General features: G+C 42.6%; 22 protein-coding genes. 6 read left to right on the top strand and 16 right to left on the bottom strand.

Annotation, left to right across the window (positions count from 1 at the left end; all coding sequences use genetic code 11):
• Positions 1 to 80: 80 nt before the first annotated feature.
• Together HWX64_RS21795 and HWX64_RS18625 are read right to left on the bottom strand one after the other, a co-directional pair.
• The gene (locus HWX64_RS21795) at positions 81 to 1673 is read right to left on the bottom strand and encodes a methyl-accepting chemotaxis protein (RefSeq protein WP_217703500.1); all 1593 of its coding nucleotides are present in this window, start codon (positions 1671 to 1673) and stop codon (positions 81 to 83) included.
• A gap of 79 nt (positions 1674 to 1752) precedes the next feature.
• Positions 1753 to 2955, bottom strand: a complete 1203-nt coding sequence (locus HWX64_RS18625) for an MFS transporter (RefSeq protein ID WP_175991023.1) — start codon at positions 2953 to 2955, stop codon at positions 1753 to 1755.
• Between the two features lie 46 nt (positions 2956 to 3001).
• On the opposite strand from HWX64_RS18625, the gene HWX64_RS18620 reads away from it, so the two are divergent.
• Positions 3002 to 3364, top strand: coding sequence for a hypothetical protein (locus tag HWX64_RS18620; protein ID WP_175991022.1), 363 nt, complete (start codon positions 3002 to 3004; stop codon positions 3362 to 3364).
• Positions 3365 to 3491: 127 nt separating this feature from the next.
• Positions 3492 to 4595 (top strand): flavodoxin-dependent (E)-4-hydroxy-3-methylbut-2-enyl-diphosphate synthase, encoded by a 1104-nt coding sequence (gene ispG / locus HWX64_RS18615; RefSeq protein WP_175991591.1) that lies wholly within the window; start codon positions 3492 to 3494, stop codon positions 4593 to 4595.
• An 83-nt stretch (positions 4596 to 4678) separates the two neighbouring features.
• Here ispG and HWX64_RS18610 read toward each other — a convergent pair whose 3' ends face one another.
• The gene (locus HWX64_RS18610) at positions 4679 to 5044 is read right to left on the bottom strand and encodes a DUF4190 domain-containing protein (protein WP_254871213.1); all 366 of its coding nucleotides are present in this window, start codon (positions 5042 to 5044) and stop codon (positions 4679 to 4681) included.
• 194 nt (positions 5045 to 5238) lie between these two features.
• Between HWX64_RS18610 and HWX64_RS18605 the strand changes: the two genes are divergently transcribed.
• Positions 5239 to 5805, top strand: coding sequence for a hypothetical protein (locus HWX64_RS18605; protein WP_175991021.1), 567 nt, complete (start codon positions 5239 to 5241; stop codon positions 5803 to 5805).
• A gap of 95 nt (positions 5806 to 5900) precedes the next feature.
• Here HWX64_RS18605 and HWX64_RS18600 read toward each other — a convergent pair whose 3' ends face one another.
• The 4 genes from HWX64_RS18600 to HWX64_RS18585 all read right to left on the bottom strand — a co-directional run bounded on the left by HWX64_RS18600 (position 5901) and on the right by HWX64_RS18585 (position 8989).
• Positions 5901 to 6317, bottom strand: a complete 417-nt coding sequence (locus tag HWX64_RS18600) for a Fur family transcriptional regulator (protein ID WP_175991020.1) — start codon at positions 6315 to 6317, stop codon at positions 5901 to 5903.
• Positions 6318 to 6320: 3 nt separating this feature from the next.
• Positions 6321 to 7178, bottom strand: a complete 858-nt coding sequence (locus HWX64_RS18595) for a metal ABC transporter permease (RefSeq protein WP_175991019.1) — start codon at positions 7176 to 7178, stop codon at positions 6321 to 6323.
• 15 nt (positions 7179 to 7193) lie between these two features.
• The gene (locus HWX64_RS18590) at positions 7194 to 7961 is read right to left on the bottom strand and encodes a metal ABC transporter ATP-binding protein (protein ID WP_175991018.1); all 768 of its coding nucleotides are present in this window, start codon (positions 7959 to 7961) and stop codon (positions 7194 to 7196) included.
• 146 nt (positions 7962 to 8107) lie between these two features.
• Positions 8108 to 8989 (bottom strand): YitT family protein, encoded by an 882-nt coding sequence (locus HWX64_RS18585; RefSeq protein ID WP_175991017.1) that lies wholly within the window; start codon positions 8987 to 8989, stop codon positions 8108 to 8110.
• 81 nt (positions 8990 to 9070) lie between these two features.
• Here HWX64_RS18585 and HWX64_RS18580 point away from each other — a divergent pair, with 81 nt between their 5' ends.
• Positions 9071 to 9325: a DUF2624 domain-containing protein gene (locus HWX64_RS18580; protein ID WP_175991016.1), complete on the top strand. Its 255-nt coding sequence runs from the start codon at positions 9071 to 9073 to the stop codon at positions 9323 to 9325.
• 49 nt (positions 9326 to 9374) lie between these two features.
• Here HWX64_RS18580 and HWX64_RS18575 read toward each other — a convergent pair whose 3' ends face one another.
• A complete protein-coding gene (locus tag HWX64_RS18575; RefSeq protein ID WP_175991015.1) occupies positions 9375 to 10268 on the bottom strand; it encodes a deoxyribonuclease IV in 894 nt (297 codons plus the stop codon).
• A 71-nt stretch (positions 10269 to 10339) separates the two neighbouring features.
• Positions 10340 to 11647 (bottom strand): DEAD/DEAH box helicase, encoded by a 1308-nt coding sequence (locus tag HWX64_RS18570; protein ID WP_175991014.1) that lies wholly within the window; start codon positions 11645 to 11647, stop codon positions 10340 to 10342.
• A 210-nt stretch (positions 11648 to 11857) separates the two neighbouring features.
• On the opposite strand from HWX64_RS18570, the gene vrrA reads away from it, so the two are divergent.
• A complete protein-coding gene (gene vrrA / locus HWX64_RS18565) occupies positions 11858 to 12613 on the top strand; it encodes a VrrA/YqfQ family protein (protein WP_175991013.1) in 756 nt (251 codons plus the stop codon).
• Positions 12614 to 12763: 150 nt separating this feature from the next.
• Positions 12764 to 13714, top strand: a complete 951-nt coding sequence (locus HWX64_RS18560) for a 4-hydroxy-3-methylbut-2-enyl diphosphate reductase (protein WP_175991012.1) — start codon at positions 12764 to 12766, stop codon at positions 13712 to 13714.
• 72 nt (positions 13715 to 13786) lie between these two features.
• On the opposite strand, the gene HWX64_RS18555 is transcribed toward HWX64_RS18560, so the two are convergent.
• From HWX64_RS18555 to dnaG, 7 genes are all read right to left on the bottom strand, one after another.
• Positions 13787 to 14905, bottom strand: a complete 1119-nt coding sequence (locus tag HWX64_RS18555; RefSeq protein WP_175991011.1) for a Nif3-like dinuclear metal center hexameric protein — start codon at positions 14903 to 14905, stop codon at positions 13787 to 13789.
• Entirely contained in the window at positions 14902 to 15615 is a 714-nt protein-coding gene (locus tag HWX64_RS18550; protein ID WP_175991010.1) for a tRNA (adenine(22)-N(1))-methyltransferase TrmK, read from the bottom strand. The genes HWX64_RS18555 and HWX64_RS18550 overlap by 4 nt, the downstream gene beginning before the upstream one ends.
• A gap of 118 nt (positions 15616 to 15733) precedes the next feature.
• Complete coding sequence (gene cccA, locus HWX64_RS18545; protein ID WP_175991009.1) at positions 15734 to 16105, bottom strand: cytochrome c550; 372 nt, start codon at positions 16103 to 16105, stop codon at positions 15734 to 15736.
• Between the two features lie 584 nt (positions 16106 to 16689).
• Complete coding sequence (locus tag HWX64_RS18540) at positions 16690 to 17835, bottom strand: acyl-CoA dehydrogenase family protein (RefSeq protein ID WP_175991008.1); 1146 nt, start codon at positions 17833 to 17835, stop codon at positions 16690 to 16692.
• Positions 17836 to 17996: 161 nt separating this feature from the next.
• Positions 17997 to 18539, bottom strand: coding sequence for a hypothetical protein (locus HWX64_RS18535; RefSeq protein WP_175991007.1), 543 nt, complete (start codon positions 18537 to 18539; stop codon positions 17997 to 17999).
• Between the two features lie 115 nt (positions 18540 to 18654).
• Entirely contained in the window at positions 18655 to 19785 is a 1131-nt protein-coding gene (gene rpoD, locus HWX64_RS18530) for an RNA polymerase sigma factor RpoD (protein WP_175991006.1), read from the bottom strand.
• Positions 19786 to 19820: 35 nt separating this feature from the next.
• Positions 19821 to 21632 (bottom strand): DNA primase, encoded by a 1812-nt coding sequence (gene dnaG / locus HWX64_RS18525; RefSeq protein ID WP_175991005.1) that lies wholly within the window; start codon positions 21630 to 21632, stop codon positions 19821 to 19823.
• Positions 21633 to 21669 lie beyond the last annotated feature (37 nt).

Genomic DNA, 21669 nt, shown 5'->3' with positions numbered 1-21669 from the left:
CTGGTAAGGGGGGTTCTTTTAAATTTTCATTTGTTGACTGATTTTCTTTAAATCATCGGAACTCCCTAGGAGCTCCTCTCCTATTTGAAGGTGGCATTCAATTTTCTTAACTGCTCATCAAAAGCAATCATCATCCCTTCTGTACCAGCCAGGGTCTCCTGGGCGACAGAGGAAAAAGCATCTGTGGAATTCTCTACTTTTGGCAAGGAGTGTTGTAAGAATCTTAAATCACTTCTCATACTACCCAGTACCTTAGTTACTTCTCCAATATTCTTCTTCACTAAATCGAACGTCTCTTTCGTGCCTGTTGCTTCATATATTTGCTTATGAAACTCTATTGAAAAGAGAGAAAACTGTGAAGCTGCCTGCTCTGTTATTGCTTTCATCCTATGTATGGTATCAGAAATATTTCCTGTAGCATTCGCAGATTGATCCGCTAACTTTTTCACTTCATTGGCTACGACCGCAAAACCTTTCCCTGCTTCTCCAGCCCTGGCCGCCTCAATCGTTGCGTTCAGTGCAAGAAGCTTCGTTTGTTCAGCAATCTGATGGATAAGTGAAATAACTGATACTATGGATTTTGAATGATGATGAACATTTTCAATGACTTTTGTCATCGAAGTCAATTCTTCCGAAAAGCTCTTCATTCCGTGCACCATTTGATCAACATGTCTTTCACCTTCACCCGCCGAGCGGTTCATGTTCGTCGTTTTCGCCAGTACATTGTCCATTTGGACAAAAACTGACTCAACAGAACCTTTCATTTCGTAAAAATGTTGTACACTTTCTTCAGACGTACCCGCAGTCTCCCGGACTCCTTTTTTCACCATCTTGACAACTTCCATCATCCTGACATTTTCTTCGAGCAATTCTCCTGAAGACAATTGAAGTTTACTTCCCGTATTATATAGATGCTCTGTCGTCTGATGAATGTTAGTAATAAGACTTTTTTGAAGGGATTTAATTTCAGGTACTGAAGTCTTGATCGAAATTGTTGCCTGCAGGTCCCCATCACGTATTTTCTTCATCGCTTCCCTTAGTTCAGCAATTGGGGACACCAAACGATTCACAATGATCATGACGATGATACAAGCGGCGAACACACATAAAACGATCGTGAAAATTGTATATAGCGCTATCGAGTGTAACCCCTTCATATAATTCTCCTGAGGGATGACAATGACATATTCCCCCTGTAATTCTTGAATGGTGTGATATGCCAGCGTATATTTCTTCCCATTTATGGTCCTTTGGGCAGTACCTTTTTCATTCTTTACAATTTCCTCGATGAGTTCTTCTGGAAATTGAAGCTTTGTATTCCTGCTGACTGTAAATGGGACCGCTTTTTGATCCTTCACCAGAAAATATTGTCCCTTAAGATCATCCTGAATCAAGGCTGAATCCTGTTTTTTTATCGTTTTGTTTAACTGCTTTTCAAATTGATCCTGGTTTCCAACATATATCAGCATCAAGCTTTGGGCAATATCATTAATCGACGTAACTTCACGTTCTAATCGCTGCTCCATCAAATGAATGGCGTTTTTTTCTGATTGTGCATACGAAATAGACCCTATTATGGAACCCGTAACTACGATAGTAATCAGCATAATCATAATCAAGCGGAGCTTTAAAGATAAAGAAGAAAACTTTAATAAAATAGGTGTTTTCGACATTTTTCTACATCCTTCCCAACTATTCCCTAAAATATCTTCTCAAATAAATGTTAAGGAAGTGTAAATGCAGTATTTGTTTTTAGTTAATTTTAGGCCTAAAGACCCTATTCCTGCGTTTCATTAGTACTACATACAGCAAGACGTTCAGTGCCGAAAATACAAAAGTAAATCCATACATTTTAACAATATCTTCTTTCCAAGCAGAATATGCAATAGGACCCAGCGCTACCCCCAGAAACCTGGCAGCCCCATACAGACTTACGACAAAACCCCTTTCTCCTTCATCCACACTACCTGTAATAAACGTATTCAGGACAGGCAGAATCAAACCTAGTCCACCGAAACATACAGTAATGCAGAACAGCAGTGAGCCTAACGAATGAAAGAAAATCAATGCTCCAAGTGGAACGGTCATCAATCCGATCCCCCACTTGATATAGTGCCAGCCCCGATCCCCATCCGTTTTTATCCGCTTGCCGCACCAGGTAGATGAAATCGTCATGGCTCCGAGCGGGAACATAAAGGAAAATCCCTTGAAAAAACCATCAATATGAAAAGTATTTTCAATATGGTAGGAAAGGAAGAACAAGATGCCGAATAATAGAAATAAACCGATTCCACCAATTGTAAAAAGTGGAAGAAGCAATAACCATTTAGAAGCAAAAACAGCAGCAAGTTCCCTCACATAACTTCTTACTCCAAGCAAACCCATTTCATCATTAGTATTCATGATATTTTTCTTTAATCCAAACAGAATCACAAGACAGAGCAATGGAAAAATCCAAAATGCGTTATTCCAGCTCAGAAAAATGGTAAGGCCAGCACCCATGATCGGAGCAATAACCTTGCCTATACCGTTGAATACTTCCAGTGCACCTAATACTCTAGAACGTTCTTCACCGTGGAACAGGTCTCCGGCTAAAGCTATTGCAAGCGGTGTGGTGCCAGCGGCTCCGACGCCCTGTAATCCCCTCCCTCCCATGAACAGGAAGGCGGGGTTCTTCATCCAGGCACTTGCTGCACATAATATACTTCCAAGCACGATGATCCATAAAGAATATTGAATCAAGCGATTACGGCCAAAACGATCTGATAAGAAACCGATAAACGGGATGCAGACAGCAGCAGGAATGGTAAATGAACTTAGTATCCACCCTGACCATCTCTCATCGATATGAAGACCACTTTCTATATTCGGCAGTATCGGAATCAGCATAGAGTTGCCTAATACCATGAGAACCGGCAGCAATCCAATCACTCCCACCAGCTTTTTGTTCGTCAATGTCCTTGTCCCCTTTATCCCAATCAACTGTACAGGAGGTTTATTTATGAAACGGATGATCATTTTCTTTGGTATTATCATTCTTCTTTACAGCGTCTATTATGATTTAAATAAGGGTACGTTACATTTATTGGCAAAAAAACCTTCCACAGTCGTAACCGCACAGCCTCAAGCCGAAATGAAAGAGAACTCTGATACGGTTTCTTTACCTGACACTTCAGGTGCCGCACAAATGTATGTAGAAATGGAAATCAAACCTGGTGATACCGTTTTGAGCCTTGTCGAAGATTCACTTCAAGGAAAGCTTCCAGTATCCATTGAACAGGTCGTCTCTGACTTTGAGGAATTAAACAATACAGCACCAGGGAAGATTCAAATAGGCAAAACGTATAAAATCCCTCTATACTGACTGATTCATCAACGCTTCCGCACCTAATTCTTGTCAATTGATACAAAACACTGTTACAATAGCTTCGTATTATTTATAATGTATAGTTGAAGAACCTTTCTAAAGGAGCGAATTACACTTGAGTGAAATTATACATCGTTCAAAAACTCGTCCGGTAAAAGTCGGAGATTTAACCATTGGCGGAAATAACGAATTAATTATACAAAGTATGACGACCACTAAGACTCATGACGTTGAAGCGACAGTCAAGGAAATCCATCGTCTTGAAGAAGCCGGGTGTCAGGTTGTCCGGGTCGCCTGCCCTGATGAACGGGCAGCAAACGCAATTGCTGATATTAAGAAAAGAATCAATATCCCGTTAGTTGTGGATATCCACTTCGATTATAAGCTTGCGCTGAAAGCGATAGAAGGCGGAGCAGATAAGATCCGGATCAATCCGGGGAATATCGGACGCCGCGAAAAAGTGGAAGCTGTCGTAAAAGCAGCCAAGGAGAAGGGGATTCCAATCCGTATCGGTGTGAACGCAGGAAGCCTCGAAAGAAAAATCCTGGAGAAATACGGTTATCCAACTGCAGATGGCATGGTTGAAAGTGCCCTCCATCATATTAAGATCCTTGAAGATCTTGATTTTCACGACATTATCGTGTCGATGAAGGCTTCCGATGTCAATTTAGCGATCGAAGCGTATACGAAGGCAGCACAGGCTTTTGATTATCCGCTTCACTTAGGTATCACAGAATCAGGAACCCTGTTTGCCGGGACAGTAAAAAGTGCCGCCGGTCTTGGTGCCATCCTCAGCCTTGGTATCGGGAACACCCTGAGGATTTCCCTGAGTGCAGATCCCGTTGAAGAAGTGAAGGTTGCACGTGAACTATTGAAATCGTTCGGACTCGCTTCCAACGCAGCGACATTGATTTCATGTCCAACTTGCGGCCGGATCGAAATTGATTTGATCTCCATCGCAAATGAAGTGGAAGAATATATCCAAACCATCAAAGCACCAATCAAGGTGGCGGTACTGGGCTGTGCAGTCAACGGACCAGGAGAGGCCCGCGAAGCGGATATCGGCATTGCCGGTGCCCGTGGTGAAGGACTTCTATTCCGTAAAGGGAAAACCGTCCGTAAGGTTCCAGAGGAAACGATGGTCGAAGAATTGAAAAAGGAAATCGACAAAATCGCTCAGGAATACTATGATAAGCAAGAAGCAGAAAAAAAAGAAACCCAAATTTAATCTATAGCAAAGAGGACTGATCGCTCAGTCCTCTTTTTTTACTTTTTTAAAACGCTCCCCATTTTAAAAAAGTGGTCTACTTATTAAAAGAAGGGCAATACAAACAACCCTATGATTATCGATACTGCTCCAATACCAATAGCCCAAGATCCAAGTGTTTCTGCACCTCGTCTTCTGGCAACGAATCCGATAACAATTCCGGCCGCACCCATGATGACTGGAAGGATGAATAAGGAAAGGATCGACAGAGCAAGTGCTGAATATCCCAGTACTCGTCCCGAAGTCGTGCTTTCCTCTTCTGTATCCTCTTCAAAATCGCGGCTGACGTTAACTGGCGCAGCGATTTCTGCAGCTGTTTCTTCTTTGAATTCTTGATCTCTATCCAACACTTCCGGATTGTCGTAATATACGTCGATCTCTTCTCGATCTCGATGTCGTTCATCAGCCATACAGCAATCCCTCACTTTCGATGTTTGGGAGCCTTCTTATTGTTTGTAGACGCACATATTTTACTATGCTAATGTTTGTCAATTCTGTTATCATGTTTTTTACATTGTTTTATTTTGCACATTGTAAAACCTTAAGGGATAAGCTGTAATATGGTACACTTGAAGAAGTTTGTATAAGAGGAGCATGATACCGCATGAAACGCTTTGGAATCGATATAGACGGAACAGTAACGTCTCCCGAGTCTTTACTTCCGTATATAAATGATTATTTTAAACTGAACCTGACTTTGAATGACATAACGCAATACGAGCTGACTGAAGTGCTCGATATATCCCCTAAAGTCTTCGGCACATGGTTCAAAGAAGCAGAACCGCTTATTTACAAGCAATCGCCGCTCGCTTCCGGTGCAAAAAAAATCCTGGATGATTGGAAAGAATATCATGAACTGTATTTCATCAGTGCACGTCCGTCAGAGCTGCTTCAATTGACAAAGGAATGGTTCGATGCAAAGGATCTTATGTATCATCACATCGAATTGATCGGGTCCCACAATAAAATATCAACGGCTCAGAAATATGATGTCGATATCTTTTTTGAAGACAAGCATGATAACGCCGTCATGATACATGAAGAATTGGACATCCCTGTGGTATTGTTCAATACACCGTACAATCAGAAGCCCATCCCTAAAGGGGTCATCCGGGTGAATGACTGGATGGAAGCAAATCATTGGGTTCAAGGCTGGCTGAAAGGAAAATAAGTTTTAACATAGTAGATGACGCATGATTGGCATGCGTCATTTTTTAATGCCCTAAAAAAAGAGACCCCGCCGCGGGTCTCTTTTTACCTTCAATATCATTGACACTGAGGGCATTTTCCATATATTTCGAACTTGTGTCCTGAAATATCATAGCCGGTTTCTTCAATGCTCTCTTTCAATACATCCATTGGACAAGTATGGATTTCTTTTGTCTTTCCGCAGTCCATGCAAATGAAATGATGGTGGTGATGGTCGCTCTCACACGTGAACCGGAAATGCCTCTCCCCTGAAAGCTCGGTCTCTTCAAGAATTCCCAGATCAACGAATAAGCTCAGATTTCTATAAATCGTGTCAAAGCTCAATCCCGGGTAGTCGCTTTTCATGTGTTCCAGGACATCTTTTGCCGTTAAATATTTATTTGAGTCAGAAAACAGCTGGAGTAATTCCTCTCTCTTACCCGTATGTTTATATCCTTCAGATTTTAAAAGATCCATCGCTTCAGTTACATTCATTTTCTACACCTCTGCTTTTTCAGTATGCCTGGATGATTTAACCTTCTTGACGGCAATCGTGATCAATAAAATAAGTATGGCGGTGACCACAATGGTTCCACCAGGGGCGAGATCCAAATAAAAGGCACTGACCAGTCCTACGATCACTGAAATTTCGCCGAATAGTAAAGAAAAGGCAATCGTCTGTTTAAATCCTCTTGCTATCCGGATGCTCGCAGCTACCGGGAGAGTCATCAGGGATGATACCAGAAGGATACCGACAATCCTCATGGATGCAGCGATGACCAGCGCCACCATCACCATGAAAATAAAATGAATCGCTTTGGCCGGGATTCCCGATGCCTTTGCATGATCTTCATCAAAGGAAAGCAGGAATAATTCTTTATACAGTAAAAAGATCACTCCTATTACCACAATGCTGATCGCAGCAATCAGATAAAGATCTCCCCTGCTCACGGCACTGACGCTGCCGAATAAATAACTGAATAAATCCGTCGTAAAACCGTCAGCAAGCGATATAAAGATCACACCAATCCCGATTCCACCTGAGAGTATGATCGGAATGGCCAATTCCTGATAATGTTTATATAAGGACCTCAGCCTTTCAATGAACAGCGAGCCTGTAACCGAAAAAATCATTCCGAAGTATAAAGGGTTGAGGCCTCCGAATGACGGAACTGTCTTACTCAAGTATAAACTTGCGGCAATCCCGGATAAAGTTACATGACTGAGCGCATCCGCAATCAGAGAAAGTCTCCTCACAACGATGAACGCTCCTAAAAGCGGAGCGATGATCCCGATCAGGATTCCTGTAAGAAAAGCATTTTGTAAAAATTCATATTGAAAAATTGCTTGAAGCACCCGCTTTTCCTCCAATCAATGATGTTCGTGATGTAAGAAGTGGACATCGTGACCATAAAATGAAGACATCTCACCTTCTTTTAGTTTTTCAAATTCTTCTGTTCTTCCGTGAAAATGTAGATGTTTATTTAAGCAGGCAACATGTGTCACTTTACTTGATATGGACCCGATATCATGTGTTACCAACAATAAGGTAATGCCGAGATCCTTATTCAAATGATCAAGCATATCGTAAAAGTTTTGAACATTTTTACTATCCACACCGACAGTCGGTTCATCCAGGATCAATACATCAGGCTTGCTGACAAGCGCACGAGCGATGAATACCCTTTGCTGCTGACCACCGGATAATTCACCGATATTCCTGCCTGTAAAAGCGGTCATTCCCACTGATTCGATTGCATCCTGTATGTCTTTCCGATACTTTGAAGAAATCCTTTTGAACAAACCTGCTTTTTTCGCCAATCCGCTTGCAACCACCTCATATACAGTGGCAGGAAAACCAGTATTGAAACTGTTTGCTTTTTGAGAAACAAATCCGATGCGGTCCCACTCCCTGAATTTTTGTTGAGGGAGTCCAAAAAGCTCGATTTTTCCCTGCTTCACTTTCAATAAGCCCAGCATAAGTTTCAATAAGGTCGATTTCCCTGAACCGTTTGGACCGACGATCCCTAAAAAAGCGCCCTTGGGAATGGAAAGATTTATATCTTCCAATACACGTTCACGGTCATACCTGAAATTCAAATGTTCTATATTAATGATAGGAGCATGATTTTGTTCCATTGTTCTCAACTCTCTTTTTAAGAATCATTACGATTTAAATCACTTAAGAAAGTATACAATATGGAAAATCAATTGTAAACTAATGAGTTCACCACAAACAAAAAGCTGCCCATAAGAATGAACAGCTTTCCTCTTGATGAACTTTTTTAATGGATAGCAGATTTAAATCTGGCTCCTTTCGTTTCCTGCGTACTCATGATGGTGATGAACGCGTTTGGATCGATATCAGAAACGACTGATTTCAGCTTTGTCACTTCAAGTCTTGTGACGACCACGTAAATCACTTCTTTATCGTGATCCGTATAACCGCCTCGTCCTTTTAACATGGTAGTGCCGCGTCCAAGTCTGTTAAGAATCGCTTCAGATACTTCCGCATACTCGTCTGATACGATGATCACCGCCTTCGTCTCATCCATTCCTTGAATGACGGTATCAATCGTCTTAAAAGCAATGTAGTATGTCATAACAGAATACATTGCTTCCTCGATTCCAAAAACAAAAGCCGCCCATCCAAAAATAAAGATATTGATGAACATCACAAATTCGCCTACCGAAAACGGAAGCTTCTTTGTTAGCAGAATCCCGAGGATCTCAGTTCCATCCAAAGAGCCGCCGTGCCGGATGACAAGCCCGACTCCAGTGCCGAGAATCAATCCCCCAAAGACGGTTGCGAGGATTTCTTCTTTTATAAAAGGATCAAAATGATGAAGGAATCCTTCGATGACCGCCAAAGCGACAACGGCAAACAAGGAGGAAACGACAAACGTTTTACCTATTTGTTTATAGCCTGAATATAAGAACGGCAGATTCAAAAGCACCAATAGTGTGGAAAAGTTAAGTAATGGAATTCGGTCTGAAACCAGATAATCCAAAATCAGTGATACACCGATGATTCCTCCATCGATGATATTATTCGGTATAAGAAATAGTTCAATTGACACTCCAGCCAGTGCCGCCCCGATGGTGATGAAAAACAGCCGGTAAATAAAATGAAAGGGGCTTTCTTTTTTATGTACTCGTTTTGCCATATCATTCTTCCTTTCTCCCCTCAAAAAAACTGTCACTTTCTTCTCTGAAGTCACATATGTATTTTTTGAGGAGTGATATAGATGAAATTATTACAAAATGTGATCAACCACAAGATCAACACGATTAACCGCGCAGAATTACTTAAGTATGCCAATCAGTACAATATTTCTTTAACCGCCAAGCAAGCAGATGCGATCGTCGGGAAAGTCAAAGGGAAAAATATCAATATCTTTGATACCGGGAGCAGAAGCAAATTGGTGAAAGAGCTCGCAAAAGAGATCGGCCCTGCAAAAGCGAAGGAAATCAATCAGCTTTTCATGCAGCTGATCAGATAGATACTTATTAAACAGGAGGCTTCTTCCTTTGAAGAAGCCTCCTGCCACATTACTGCCCCTCGATCTTTGTTAATACGTCTTCATCAAATCGTTGACTCCGAAGCATATCGATCTCAAATTTATAAGGAGCCTTCTTGTTCTTTTTATCTTCTCCTACATAAGGGGTTTCAAGGATCTTCGGCACATCTGACAACTGTGGATGATGAACGATGTAATTCAGTGCTTTGAATCCGATATGACCGAATCCGATATTTTCATGACGGTCTTTCCTTGCGCCGGTTGGATTCTTGCTGTCATTTATGTGAAGGACCTTGAGCCGCTCGATTCCAATGATCTTATCGAAATCTTCCAATACCCCATCGAAGTCTTCGACAATATTATACCCTGCATCATGGGTGTGGCATGTATCGAAACAGATCGATAATCTGTCATTCAATTCCACTCCCTCAATGATTTGAGCGAGTTCTTCAAAGGACCTCCCGCATTCAGATCCTTTCCCTGCCATTGTTTCCAGCGCGATCTGGGCTGTATGATCTTTCGTCAGTACCTCATTCAGACCTTCGATGATCTTGGCGATTCCTTTATCTGCTCCGGCACCTACATGGGCCCCGGGGTGAAGGACAATCTGGTTTGCGCCGAGTGCTTCAGTGCGATCAATTTCGGACCTTAGAAAATTAACGCCCAACTCAAAGGTCGCCGGATTGGTTGTATTCCCGATATTGATAATATAGGGTGCATGTACAACAATCTCATCAATATTGTTTTCCTTCATATGTTGAAGCCCGGCTTCAATATTTAAGTCCTCAATCTTTTTTCTTCTTGTGTTTTGAGGTGCTCCTGTATAAATCATAAATGTATTTGCACCATAAGATACAGCTTCCTCACTTGAAGCCAGCAGCATCTTCTTGCCGCTCATTGATACGTGGGATCCAATCTTGACCATTCTCCTCAACTCCTAAGAAAATTTCTTTCTCCATTTTATCGAATGTGTGAAAATGAATCACTTCATATGGCTTACTTGTTTCTGTTTTTCTTTCTTCTTTCTTTCTTTTTGATTTGCTCCATTTTATATTTCATTTTCTTTTTATACCCTGGCTTTACATTCTTTGGTTTCCTTACAAGGGATTTTGCCTTGACATCAATTTCATCGGCTGTTGTCTTCTGACGGCTTTTTCGTTTATTCAATGCAGGAAGTTCAATCCATTCACCTTTCTTCAGCTCCATATGACTGAATGAAATCCCCATCTTTTCAAGTCGATTCAGTGCATCTTCATCAGACGGTTCGTAAATCGTATAGGCGATTCCCGAATTACCCGCCCTAGCAGTACGGCCTGATCTATGCACATAGAAATCCAGGTCTTGAGGAAGTTCAAAGTTGATGATATGGCTGACTCCTTCGATATCAATCCCTCTTGCCGCAAGGTCTGTGGCCACAATATATTGATAATCAAGGTTTCTTGTCTGCTTCATCATTTTCTTACGCTCACGCGGTGAGAGATCTCCATGAATTCTGCCGACCTTCAATCCTTTGGCGATCAGCGCATCCGCCACTTCATCCGCCTTCGCTTTCGTATTTGTAAAAACAATTCCTAAATATGGGTTGATTTCCACTAAAAGATCATACAGGACATTCACTTTTTCACGGCTTTTCTTCGGAATGATGATGTGCTGGATATTTTTAGCCGAAATTCGCTCAGGCTCGACATGAGCAAACTGAGGATTTTCCATATACTTTTTCATGAAAGGCTTCAATTTTTCCGGAATGGTTGCAGAGAAGACAAGCATTTGCAGCTTTTCAGGCATCTTCGTGGCAATTTGATCCACATCTTCGATAAAGCCCATATCAAGCATAAGGTCTGCTTCATCTACGACCAGGATGGAAGAAGTATGCACAAATAGTGCTTGTTCTTTTACAAGGTCATTGACCCGGCCGGGTGTCCCGACAACGATATGAGGCTGTGTTTTAAGCTTTTCAATCGTTCTTTGTTTATCGGTCCCTCCGATAAAGCAGCGTGAGGTAATACCACTGTTTTTAGTGAGCTTCAGGATTTCGTGATAAATCTGCTGAGCAAGCTCCCTTGTCGGTGCTGTGATTACAGCTTGTACCTGTTCAGAAGCTGCATCCACTTTTTCGATGATCGGTAGTAAATATGAATGGGTTTTACCCGTACCTGTCTGTGATTGCCCAATCGCACTTTGCCCCTTCAGGATCAGTGGTATCATTTTCTTCTGAATTTCAGTCGGCTCATAGAAACCGAGTTCTTCTATTGCTTGGACAATAAAAGGTTGAAAGTCATAATCTAAAAATAAATTCTTTTTCATCTGTTTCATCTCCTTATTTTTAATATCCTTTTATTTAAACGTAAGTAGTCGGCGTTATTTTTAAAGAACATCTAATCATTATAATAAACTTTTGACAAAACATCTAGTTACACTTATAGGGATTTGCCCGATTTGATCCAATACCCTTTTTTCCCGACTTGCATACTCTATAATGACCAAAGAAATATCCAGTGAAAGGAGGCAGGCAGCATGCCGCCTAGAGGACGAATGAGAATGCAGAATCAACAGCAGGGAAATCCCTTTGGAATGATGCCCCGACAAGGAGGAAGAAGCCCATTCGGGTTGAGGCAGCCGGGTGAAATGAGAAACCCGTTCGGAATGAGATCACCATCTGCTCCTCCATTTCAGATAGGTCAGCAGATGAACGGATTCATGGGTGAACAGGGCCCCGCCCCCATGAATATGCAAGGAATGCCCGGAGGCAGAAGAAAAGGACGCGGTGGCGGACTCCTTGCGAAATTATTAAAGAAAGGTGATAGAGGTAATCAGCAAGGAGGCATTCTTGAACAATTCAGCAGAGGCGATTCAAGAGGAGCCGCCCCTGGATTCGAACGTGGACCAGGTGCGGCAGCGGGGGCATCCACCATCGGAAATTTACTTAATCCAGGCAATATCAGCTCTTTTCTTTCCAATACACAACAGGTCCTGAATGCAGCCCAGCAATTCGGTCCGATGATCCAGCAATATGGCCCGATGGTAAAGAACCTGCCAGCACTGTGGAAGCTTTACCGCGGTTTCAAGGACCTATCGGCTGATGAATCTCCTTCAGGGGATGCAAAGAACGAAGAAGACGAACTAGAGGCAGATCTAGAGGAAACAGACGTAAAGGAGCCTAAGAAAAAAAGGAAAGTGAAGAAAGAAGTGGCTATTGAAGAAGAAGCCGAGGTACGGCGCCCAAAGAAAAAGTCCCCTGCTGGAAGTTCGAAGCCTAAACTATATATTTAATCCGAACCCCTATAAGTATCCACTTTGCAGGGGTTTTTTCTTTTGATTATGACAGCGGGTAAAAATCAAACCGCCCCTACTCTTTGTCAGATATCCCATTCTCCTTTATAATAGAGTCACAACCTTTTCCATGTAGGAGGATTTTCATAGATGGATATTATCAAGATAACTCCGAGGGGCTATTGCTATGGTGTAGTGGATGCGATGGTCATCGCCCGAAACGCTGCACTCGATAAATCGCTCCCTCGTCCTATTTATATTTTAGGAATGATCGTTCATAACAAGCACGTCACCGATGCGTTTGAAGAAGAAGGCATCATTACGCTGGACGGAAAAAATAGAAAAGAGATCATCGAACAGGTTAATGAAGGTACGGTCATCTTTACCGCCCACGGTGTCTCACCTGAAGTCAAGGAAATCGCCCGAAAAAAAGGGCTGGTTACGCTTGATGCCACATGTCCCGATGTAACAAAAACACATGACCTCATCCGTGCGAAGGAAGCCGAGGGGTATGATGTCATTTACATCGGTAAAAAAGGACACCCGGAGCCGGAAGGTGCAGTAGGTGTTGCTCCCGATATCGTACATCTTGTAGAAACTGCCGAAGATGTAGAAAAATTATCCATTGATAATGATAAAATCATTGTGACCAATCAGACGACCATGAGCCAATGGGACGTTTTGGATACGATGGATAAAGTAAAAGAATTGTTCCCTCATGTCGAGCTGCATAAGGAAATCTGCCTTGCTACCCAAGTGCGTCAGGAAGCTGTTGCTGAGCAGGCTGGCGACGCAGATGTCCTCATCGTAGTCGGAGACCCTAAGAGTAATAACTCAAATCGTCTTGCACAGGTCTCGAAAGAAATTGCAGGCACTCCTGCCTACAGGATCTCAGACATCAGCGAGCTGGACATCGAATGGATCAAATCGGCAAAAATCGCAGCGGTCACAGCAGGTGCGTCGACCCCGACTCCAATCGTGAAGGAAGTCATCAAGTTCCTGCAGGAATTTGACCCTGAAGATGAAACGACTTGGACCAGGGAGCGCAATGTCCCATTGAATAAAATCCTTCCAAAGGTGAAGAAGACCAAGTTAAGTTAAATGAATGTAAAGCCCCGTGGCAATCGCCAGCGGGGCTTTTTCTGTTTAAGGGACGAATCGCTTGAGCCATCATTACATAAAAGTAAATGGATTTGTATCCGACTTTGAAGAGAATATATTGACGATATACCCTTTTTCCGCACATTTTTCTGCTAAATATTTTGCCACGCCATCCTTCATCACTTTTTCGATATGATGGCCTGCATCCACCACATTTAGCCCCATCATCATTGCATCATGTGCGGTGTGATAGTAGATATCACCAGAAACAAATGCATCTGCCCCCTGTCTTTTGGCAGCTGATATAAATTTATTTCCGTCCCCTCCAAGAACTGCAACTTTCCTGACTTTCGCATCCATGTCTCCGATCACCCGGATTCCGTCCATGCTGAAGGTCTTTTTTACAGTGGCCGCAAAATCTTTCAGTGAGACTTCTTCCTGAAGCTTTCCAATCCTCCCAAGTCCCAAAGGGTCCCCTTGGTTTTCAAGAGTATAGAGATCATAGGCCACTTCTTCGTACGGATGATGGGTGAACATCGCTTTCACCACTTTTTTCTCAAGGGAACGCGGATAGATGGTTTCGATTTTTTCTTCTGCCACCTCCTCAAGCTTCCCTTTCTGACCGATATGAGGATGCGATTTGTCTCCTGGTAAAAACCTTCCCTTTCCCTCTGTTGAAAAACTGCAGTGTGAGTAATTGCCGATATGGCCGGCACCTGCCCTGCCTAATGCTTCCCGCAGCTCTTCACTGTTTTCCTTCGGTACATAAACGACAAGCTTCCTAAGCTGTTCTGAGTAGGTCGGAAGTAAAACAGAAGTTTCTTGAAGGTTCAGGGCTTCAGCCAGAAGATCATTCACTCCTCCTGAAGCAACATCAAGATTAGTATGGGCAGCATACACTGCAATGTCATTCTTGATCAGTTTCTCAATCATTCTCCCCTGATAAGTATCAGTGTGAAGTGACTTAATCGGCCTGAAAAGAGGCGGGTGGTGCGCAATGATTAATTTGACATTATTCTTGATTGCTTCGTCTACCACGTTTTCAAGGACATCCAACGTAATCATAACGTTTTCCACTTTTTCATTCAGTTTACCGATTTGCAGACCGATGGGGTCGCCATCTTCAGCCAGGTGTTTAGGTGAAAACTCTTCAAAGAGTTGAATGATTTGATGTCCATTTACCGTTTTCATGTGGAAAGAACCTCCTCAACCATTTGAATTTTATTCTTTAATTCAGTTTTTCTTTCATTCAATGCTTCTGTTTGTGCCGCTTTCTCCATGTTAGACAGGATGTTTTTCCACTGTGCACTCTCCTGCATCCATTTCTTTTTGAAAGCCGCATTTTTCGTTTTCATTAAAAATGGACCGAGTAAAAGTTCCTTTTGCAGTTCCTCCTTGGAATAGGGACGCTGCGGTTCTCCCCTGTCAGCTGTCAAAATCTCATACACTTTTCCATCTTCTTCGAGGATTTCTTCATTTGTCAGTTCCCAGCCGTTTTGAAGGAGCCAGATACGAATTGACTTGGCACTTACATTAGGTTGAAGAATCAACCTTCCCACTCCCGTAAGCTTCTCTTTGCCTTCTTCCAAAATCGAGGCGATCAAGGCGCCGCCCATTCCCGCGATCGTAATGCAGTCCACTTCTCCTGGAGCGATGACTTCTAGCCCATTTCCGAGTCTGACTTCGATTACATCCTGCAGGCAGGCATCCTTCACCTGCTTCTCGGCAGATAGGTAGGGACCTTTCACCACTTCTCCTGCAATGGCACTCTCTGCAATTCCTTTTCGTACCGCGAAACACGGCAGATATGCGTGATCGGAACCTATATCTGCTATCTTTGACCCTTCAGGGATATATGAAACGACTGTTTCTAAACGTTTAGATAATTGTTCAATATTCATGTCTTCACCTTTTTAGTTGATTTGATACTTAGTATGTACGTTTTTCATTCTATCTGACTTTATCCAATAAAAAAAGTCCTTTGCCCCATTAGACAAAGAACCTTCTTAAGCGTATACATTATTTAAGTGATTTGATCCATTCAGCCATTGCATCAAGATTTTCGTCTTGAACCAGGCCTGCAGGCATCGCGCCTTTACCATTTTTAATGGTTTCTTTGATCTCATCTACAGACTTGTCTGTACCTTTAAGAGCCGGACCCATGCCGCCTTCGTAGTTGGCACCGTGACAAGATAGACAGTTGTCTTTGTAAGTTTGCTCAGGATCAAACTCGCCGCTTGAAGCCTGCTCTTCCTTACCGCCTTTTTCCCCGTGTTCTGCTTCTTTCGCTTTCTCATCAGCATTGTTCAGGCCTTCTAAAGACATGAAGAATACAAGGCCGATCCCCATAGCCATGATCAGAATGAATGGAATAATTGGATTACGATTCATGATTTAACCTCCTTTATGTACAACATCCAAAATAGTGCTAGTAAACAACTTATATTTTACTTTAAAAAGCGACAAAGGAAAAGTCCTATAGATTAACTTTTCCATCTTTCTCACAAATTAGACACATTTGTTTGTATTTTTGTCGATTGTTCTTCAATCAATTATATCCATAGACATCAGAGCTGTTGAAACCTGGACCGTTCCTTTCCGCTGCAGGCACAAGATTCCCCGGGGAGGAAGTCGAGCCTCCTCGTCGCTGCGCTCCTGCGGGTGGAAGAGCGGAGGCGGCTCGCTCAGCCCCGACAAGCATAAGATGAATGGGCCGTGGAGGCGTTATTTTGCCTTCATGGACCATTTAGCTTATGACCTCGAGGGGCTAGCCGCCAGAGCTGGACAAGTCTCGACCTTTCCTCTACATCCCGTCGGAGTCAAGTGCCTTCCGCTCCAATACACTCAGGATTATTTAACATGATTATCAAACTATCTTTTTTGTTAGAAACAAATTGTTTCCATTAATAATATCTTAAAAATACAAAGAGCTTTCAGGTGCAGGTACGCAGCCTGAAAGCTCTTCTAATCAAATATTAATTATTTACCCCGATGAGACGGGAGATGACCATACGTTGTACCTCAGAGGTTCCTTCGCCGATTTCGAGAAGTTTGGCGTCACGCAGGTATCTTTCCACGTGGTATTCTTTCATGTAGCCGTATCCTCCATGGATCTGAATGGCTTCATCTGCTACTTCCATGCTGATTTCAGAAGCATACAGCTTACACATGGACGCTTCTTTCGAGAAAGGTCTGCCTTGATCTTTAAGCCAGGCAGCTTTGTGAACCATGTTCCTGGCAAGTTCGATCTTCATTGCCATATCTGCAAGCTTGAACTGAGTGACCTGGAATTCTGACAGTGTCTTGCCAAACTGCTTTCTTTCCTTGGAGTATTGAAGAGCTTTCTCGAACGCAGCCTGGGCGACACCTACAGCCATGGCTCCAATGCCGATACGCCCTCCGTCCAGGGTGACAAGGAATTGCTTGAATCCTTCCCCGCGTTTACCAAGCAGGTTTTCTTTCGGCACTTCGACATCTTCAAGCACCAATTCAGTTGTGTTCGAAGAGTGCAGCCCCATTTTTTCGTAGTTATCAATCACAGTGAATCCTTTTGCTTTGGTAGGGGCGATGATCGCACTTATCTCTTTCTTCCCATTTTCTCTTCCTGTGATCGCAGTCAGAGCTAAATGGTCAGCATAGCTTGCATTCGTGATATAACACTTGTTTCCATTGATCACCCATGTATCGCCTTTATCTTCTGCAGTGGTCTGTGTCCCTCCCGCATCGGACCCTGCATTAGGTTCTGTCAATCCGAAAGCACCGAACGATTCTCCTGTACAAATCGGCGTAAGGTACTTTTCCTTTTGTTCATGGGTCCCGAATAAATTGATTGGTGCGCCACCTAAAGAAATGTGAGCGGAATATGTGATTCCTGTAGATGCACATGCCCTGCTCAATTCTTCCGTCACAATCGCAAAACTGACCGTATCGGCACCTGCTCCTCCGTACTCTTCAGGAAACGGCAGACCCATCATTCCTAAATCAGAAAGCTTTTTAAAGATTTCTTTAGGAAATTCTTTTGTTCGATCCCTGTCCAAAGCACCCGGAGCGACTTCCTCCTCTGCAAATTCCCTGATCGTTTTTTTAATCATTGCCTGTTCTTGTGTTAAGTCAAAATTCATCCTTATCCCCCTTGTTTTAACTTGATGAATGAAAGCCTGAAACGGTTCAGACTTTTTAATCGTGAAAGCCTATCAACATTTCTATGAATGCGCTCTCATTCCTATTATAAAAGGGAAAGGTGAATTTTCTCAACTTTAAAAAACTTTTTAAAATTCAGAAGTTATTGCAATATAGAGATTACCAATAATAGGCCGCCAATGGATCCAGATAATGTAAAATAGATCAGCCTGCGTTTCAATCCGAGTGCAAGCCATAAAATACAATTCAAAAACAAGGCGGCATATGAAATGAATGGGGAACCATCAAAAACCTCTTCCACTATGCTGATGGATAAAAGAAGAATGATGAAAGCTGCTGCTATCAAGAAAAATACAGTAGAAACTTTTTTCTTAGTATAATAAATTCCCGATCCCATTAGTAATACGACAAAACCTGTCAAAATCGCTGTTTGCAAAACGACTGACAATTCAGTAAAATAAATGACAAATAATGAAATGAACATAGCGACTGAAGAAAGCAGAATGGTCATGTAATATGGCTGAAATTTTCCTTTTTCAGGAAATGGATTCGAAAGATTTTCTTCACCTTTGCTATAGAGTGCCAGTAAATAGTCGCAATATTGGTCCGGAAGCATGTTATTCTGCTTCCAAAATTTGATTTCGTTTATGATCACAGCTTGTCTGCTGTGTGTAGATTTAGACATAATGCTCTCACTTTCTGAAATTGATCCTTCTTTTTAATTCGTCAGTACTCGGGATAATCCCTTTAAATTTCAAGAAAAAAACCTCTATCATATAAATGATAGAGGCCTGATCATCCTATTCCAAGAAATCCTTGAGTCGTTTACTGCGGCTTGGGTGACGCAATTTGCGCAGTGCTTTCGCTTCAATCTGACGGATACGTTCACGCGTTACACCGAATACTTTTCCAACTTCCTCGAGTGTACGGGTTCTGCCATCGTCCAGTCCGAATCGTAAACGGAGGACATTCTCTTCACGGTCTGTAAGAGTATCAAGAACGTCTTCCAATTGTTCTTTCAATAATTCATAAGCGGCATGCTCTGAAGGAGACTGCGCTTCTGCATCTTCAATGAAATCTCCAAGATGTGAATCATCTTCTTCACCAATCGGTGTTTCAAGTGACACAGGCTCTTGGGCTATCTTTAAAATTTCCCTTACTTTTTCAGGTGTAAGGTCCATTTCTTCCGCAATTTCCTCTGGTGAAGGCTCACGGCCGAGATCTTGTAACAGTTGTCTTTGTACCCGGATCAATTTGTTGATCGTTTCGACCATATGGACCGGTATACGGATGGTCCTTGCCTGGTCTGCAATGGCACGGGTGATTGCCTGACGGATCCACCATGTAGCATACGTACTGAATTTGTAGCCTTTGCGGTAATCAAATTTTTCTACCGCTTTAATCAGACCCATATTACCTTCCTGAATCAGATCAAGGAACAGCATTCCACGGCCTACGTATCTTTTTGCGATGCTGACTACAAGACGAAGGTTAGCTTCTGCCAGGCGGCGTTTAGCTTCCTCATCGCCATCTTCAATTCTTTTTGCAAGATTGATTTCTTCTTCTGCTGATAAAAGATCGACTCTTCCGATTTCCTTCAGGTACATTCTTACGGGGTCATTTATCTTAACTCCAGGAGGAACGCTCAAGTCATTTAAATTAAATTCTTCTTCCTCTTCTTTTTCCAGCTCATTGGCACCGGGATCGTCATCTTCTTCATTTTCGTTGATGATTTCGACACCCTGCTCACCTAAATGTTCGTAGAACTCATCCATCTGGTCTGAATCCAACTCAAAACCGGATAGTTTATCGGCAATATCCTCATAAGTAAGGACGCCTCTTTTCTTCCCTTGGTTTACTAAAAATTCTTTCACCTGATCAACGGATAATTCTGACGCAATTTGTTTGGAACGCGCGGACTTTTCAGCCATGTGTTCCCCTCCTTCCAACTTCCTTGAACAAAACTTTATAGAGACTTACGCAGCTGTAAGATTTCCATTGCTATTTGAGCTTCTTTACGAAAATCATTTTGCCTTTGTGCTTCTTTTCTTTCTGATTCTTTTTCTTTTATCTTCAACATCTTTTGATGTTTTAAAACGGATTGGACATAATCCAGCAGCTCTTGATCCGTGCATTCATCACTGATGGACATCATTTCTATTTCTGTAACGATCCTCCGAAGTCTTTCATCCGGCAGATATCCTATGAAAGAACTGGCCCCGGGAGGCATCCCTTCCTCGTAATAACCGAATAAATAAGTAATGATAGCTTGATGTTCATCAATATTAAGGTGGGTTCCTGCAAGCCAGTCCTGGACCTTATATGCTGTGTTTGGATCTTTCAGCATATAGGCAATGAGCCGTCTTTCTGCCGTTTGATATGCAGGCAGCAATTTAGCCTGCACCCTTGGAAGATGCGGTTTAGGCGGGGGAGCTTGTTTAGCAGGTTTTGACTTTCCTTTCAGCGTCCCATCGACTTCAGCAAGCTGCTGCTGCAGAGCATCCAAGGAAACATCAAATTCGTCTGCCAGGTACCTGATATAATAGTCCCTTTCAACCGCATTGCCCAACCGGGTAATTTCCTTAAGTATGTCTTCTATATACTGAAGGCGGTCTCCTTCATCATTCAAATTTTTATTCAGCTTATAATACCGCAGCTTAAATGCCATAAACGTCAAGCTGGCCCCTATTACATCCTGTTGAAACTTTTCCTCGCCATACTTGGAGATGTAGTCATCAGGGTCCAATCGTTCGGGTAACATAGCCACGCGGATGGATAAATGATGGTTAAGAAGCATATTACCCGCTCTGAAGGCGGCTTCCACACCTGCCGAATCACCGTCATAGCAGATGACAACGGAATCGGTCAAGCGCTTGATCAATCCTATTTGTCCTTCAGTCAATGAAGTACCCATCGTGGCCACTCCATTTTCAACAGATGCCGAGCTTGCGGATATCACGTCGGCGAAGCCTTCAAATAGGATTACTTGCTGCTTTCTTCTAATAAGCGTCCTGGACTCATGATAATTGTAAAGAATGCGGCTTTTATAAAATATCTTGGTTTCAGGACTATTTAAATATTTGGGTTCATCATCGGAGTGAAGGCTTCTTCCTGAAAACGCGACTACCTTCCCTTTCGGATCAGTAATGGGGAACATGATTCTGCCCCTGAAACGATCGAGAAACGATTGGTCTCTTTCCCTTCTTACCAACAATCCGGCCGCTTCCATCAATTCAAGGGAGTACCCGCGTTTTTGCAGGAACTTCACAGTGAAATCCCAGCTCGGCAAGGACCAGCCAATCTGGAACTTACTGATACTCTCGGTCGTAAATCCCCTGGAAAGTAAGTATTCAAGGGCTTCCTGACCCTCCTTTGTGTTTAGGAGGAGATGATGGTAAAATTTACTTAATAGCTCATGAGCCTGAAGCATTTGCTTCTCATCTTCCTGTGGAGGCGCTTCTTGTGCACTTGAAGTCGTGGAGACAGCAATCTCTTCTCCAATTTTACTTCCAAGCTTCTGTGCTGCCTCTATGAAAGATAGGCCGTCGACATCCATTAAGAATGTAAAAGCATTGCCTCCTGCTCCGCAGCCAAAACAATGAAAAATCTGCTTGTCAGGCGATACGGAGAATGATGGAGTGTTTTCTCCATGAAAAGGACACAGGCCAAAATAATTACGCCCTTGTTTTTTCAATTGTACATAATCACTGACAACATCTACGATATCCGTAGAAGATAATATTTTATTTATTGTTTCTTCAGGGATCCTATCAGACACTGTATATCACCTGGTTTTCATTTCCCTCTTAATGCAT

It is taken from the genome of Bacillus sp. Marseille-Q1617, assembly GCF_903645295.1.
Taxonomy (GTDB): Bacteria; Bacillota; Bacilli; order Bacillales; family Bacillaceae_B; genus Rossellomorea.
This window is presented reverse-complemented; position numbering and strand designations above follow the sequence as displayed.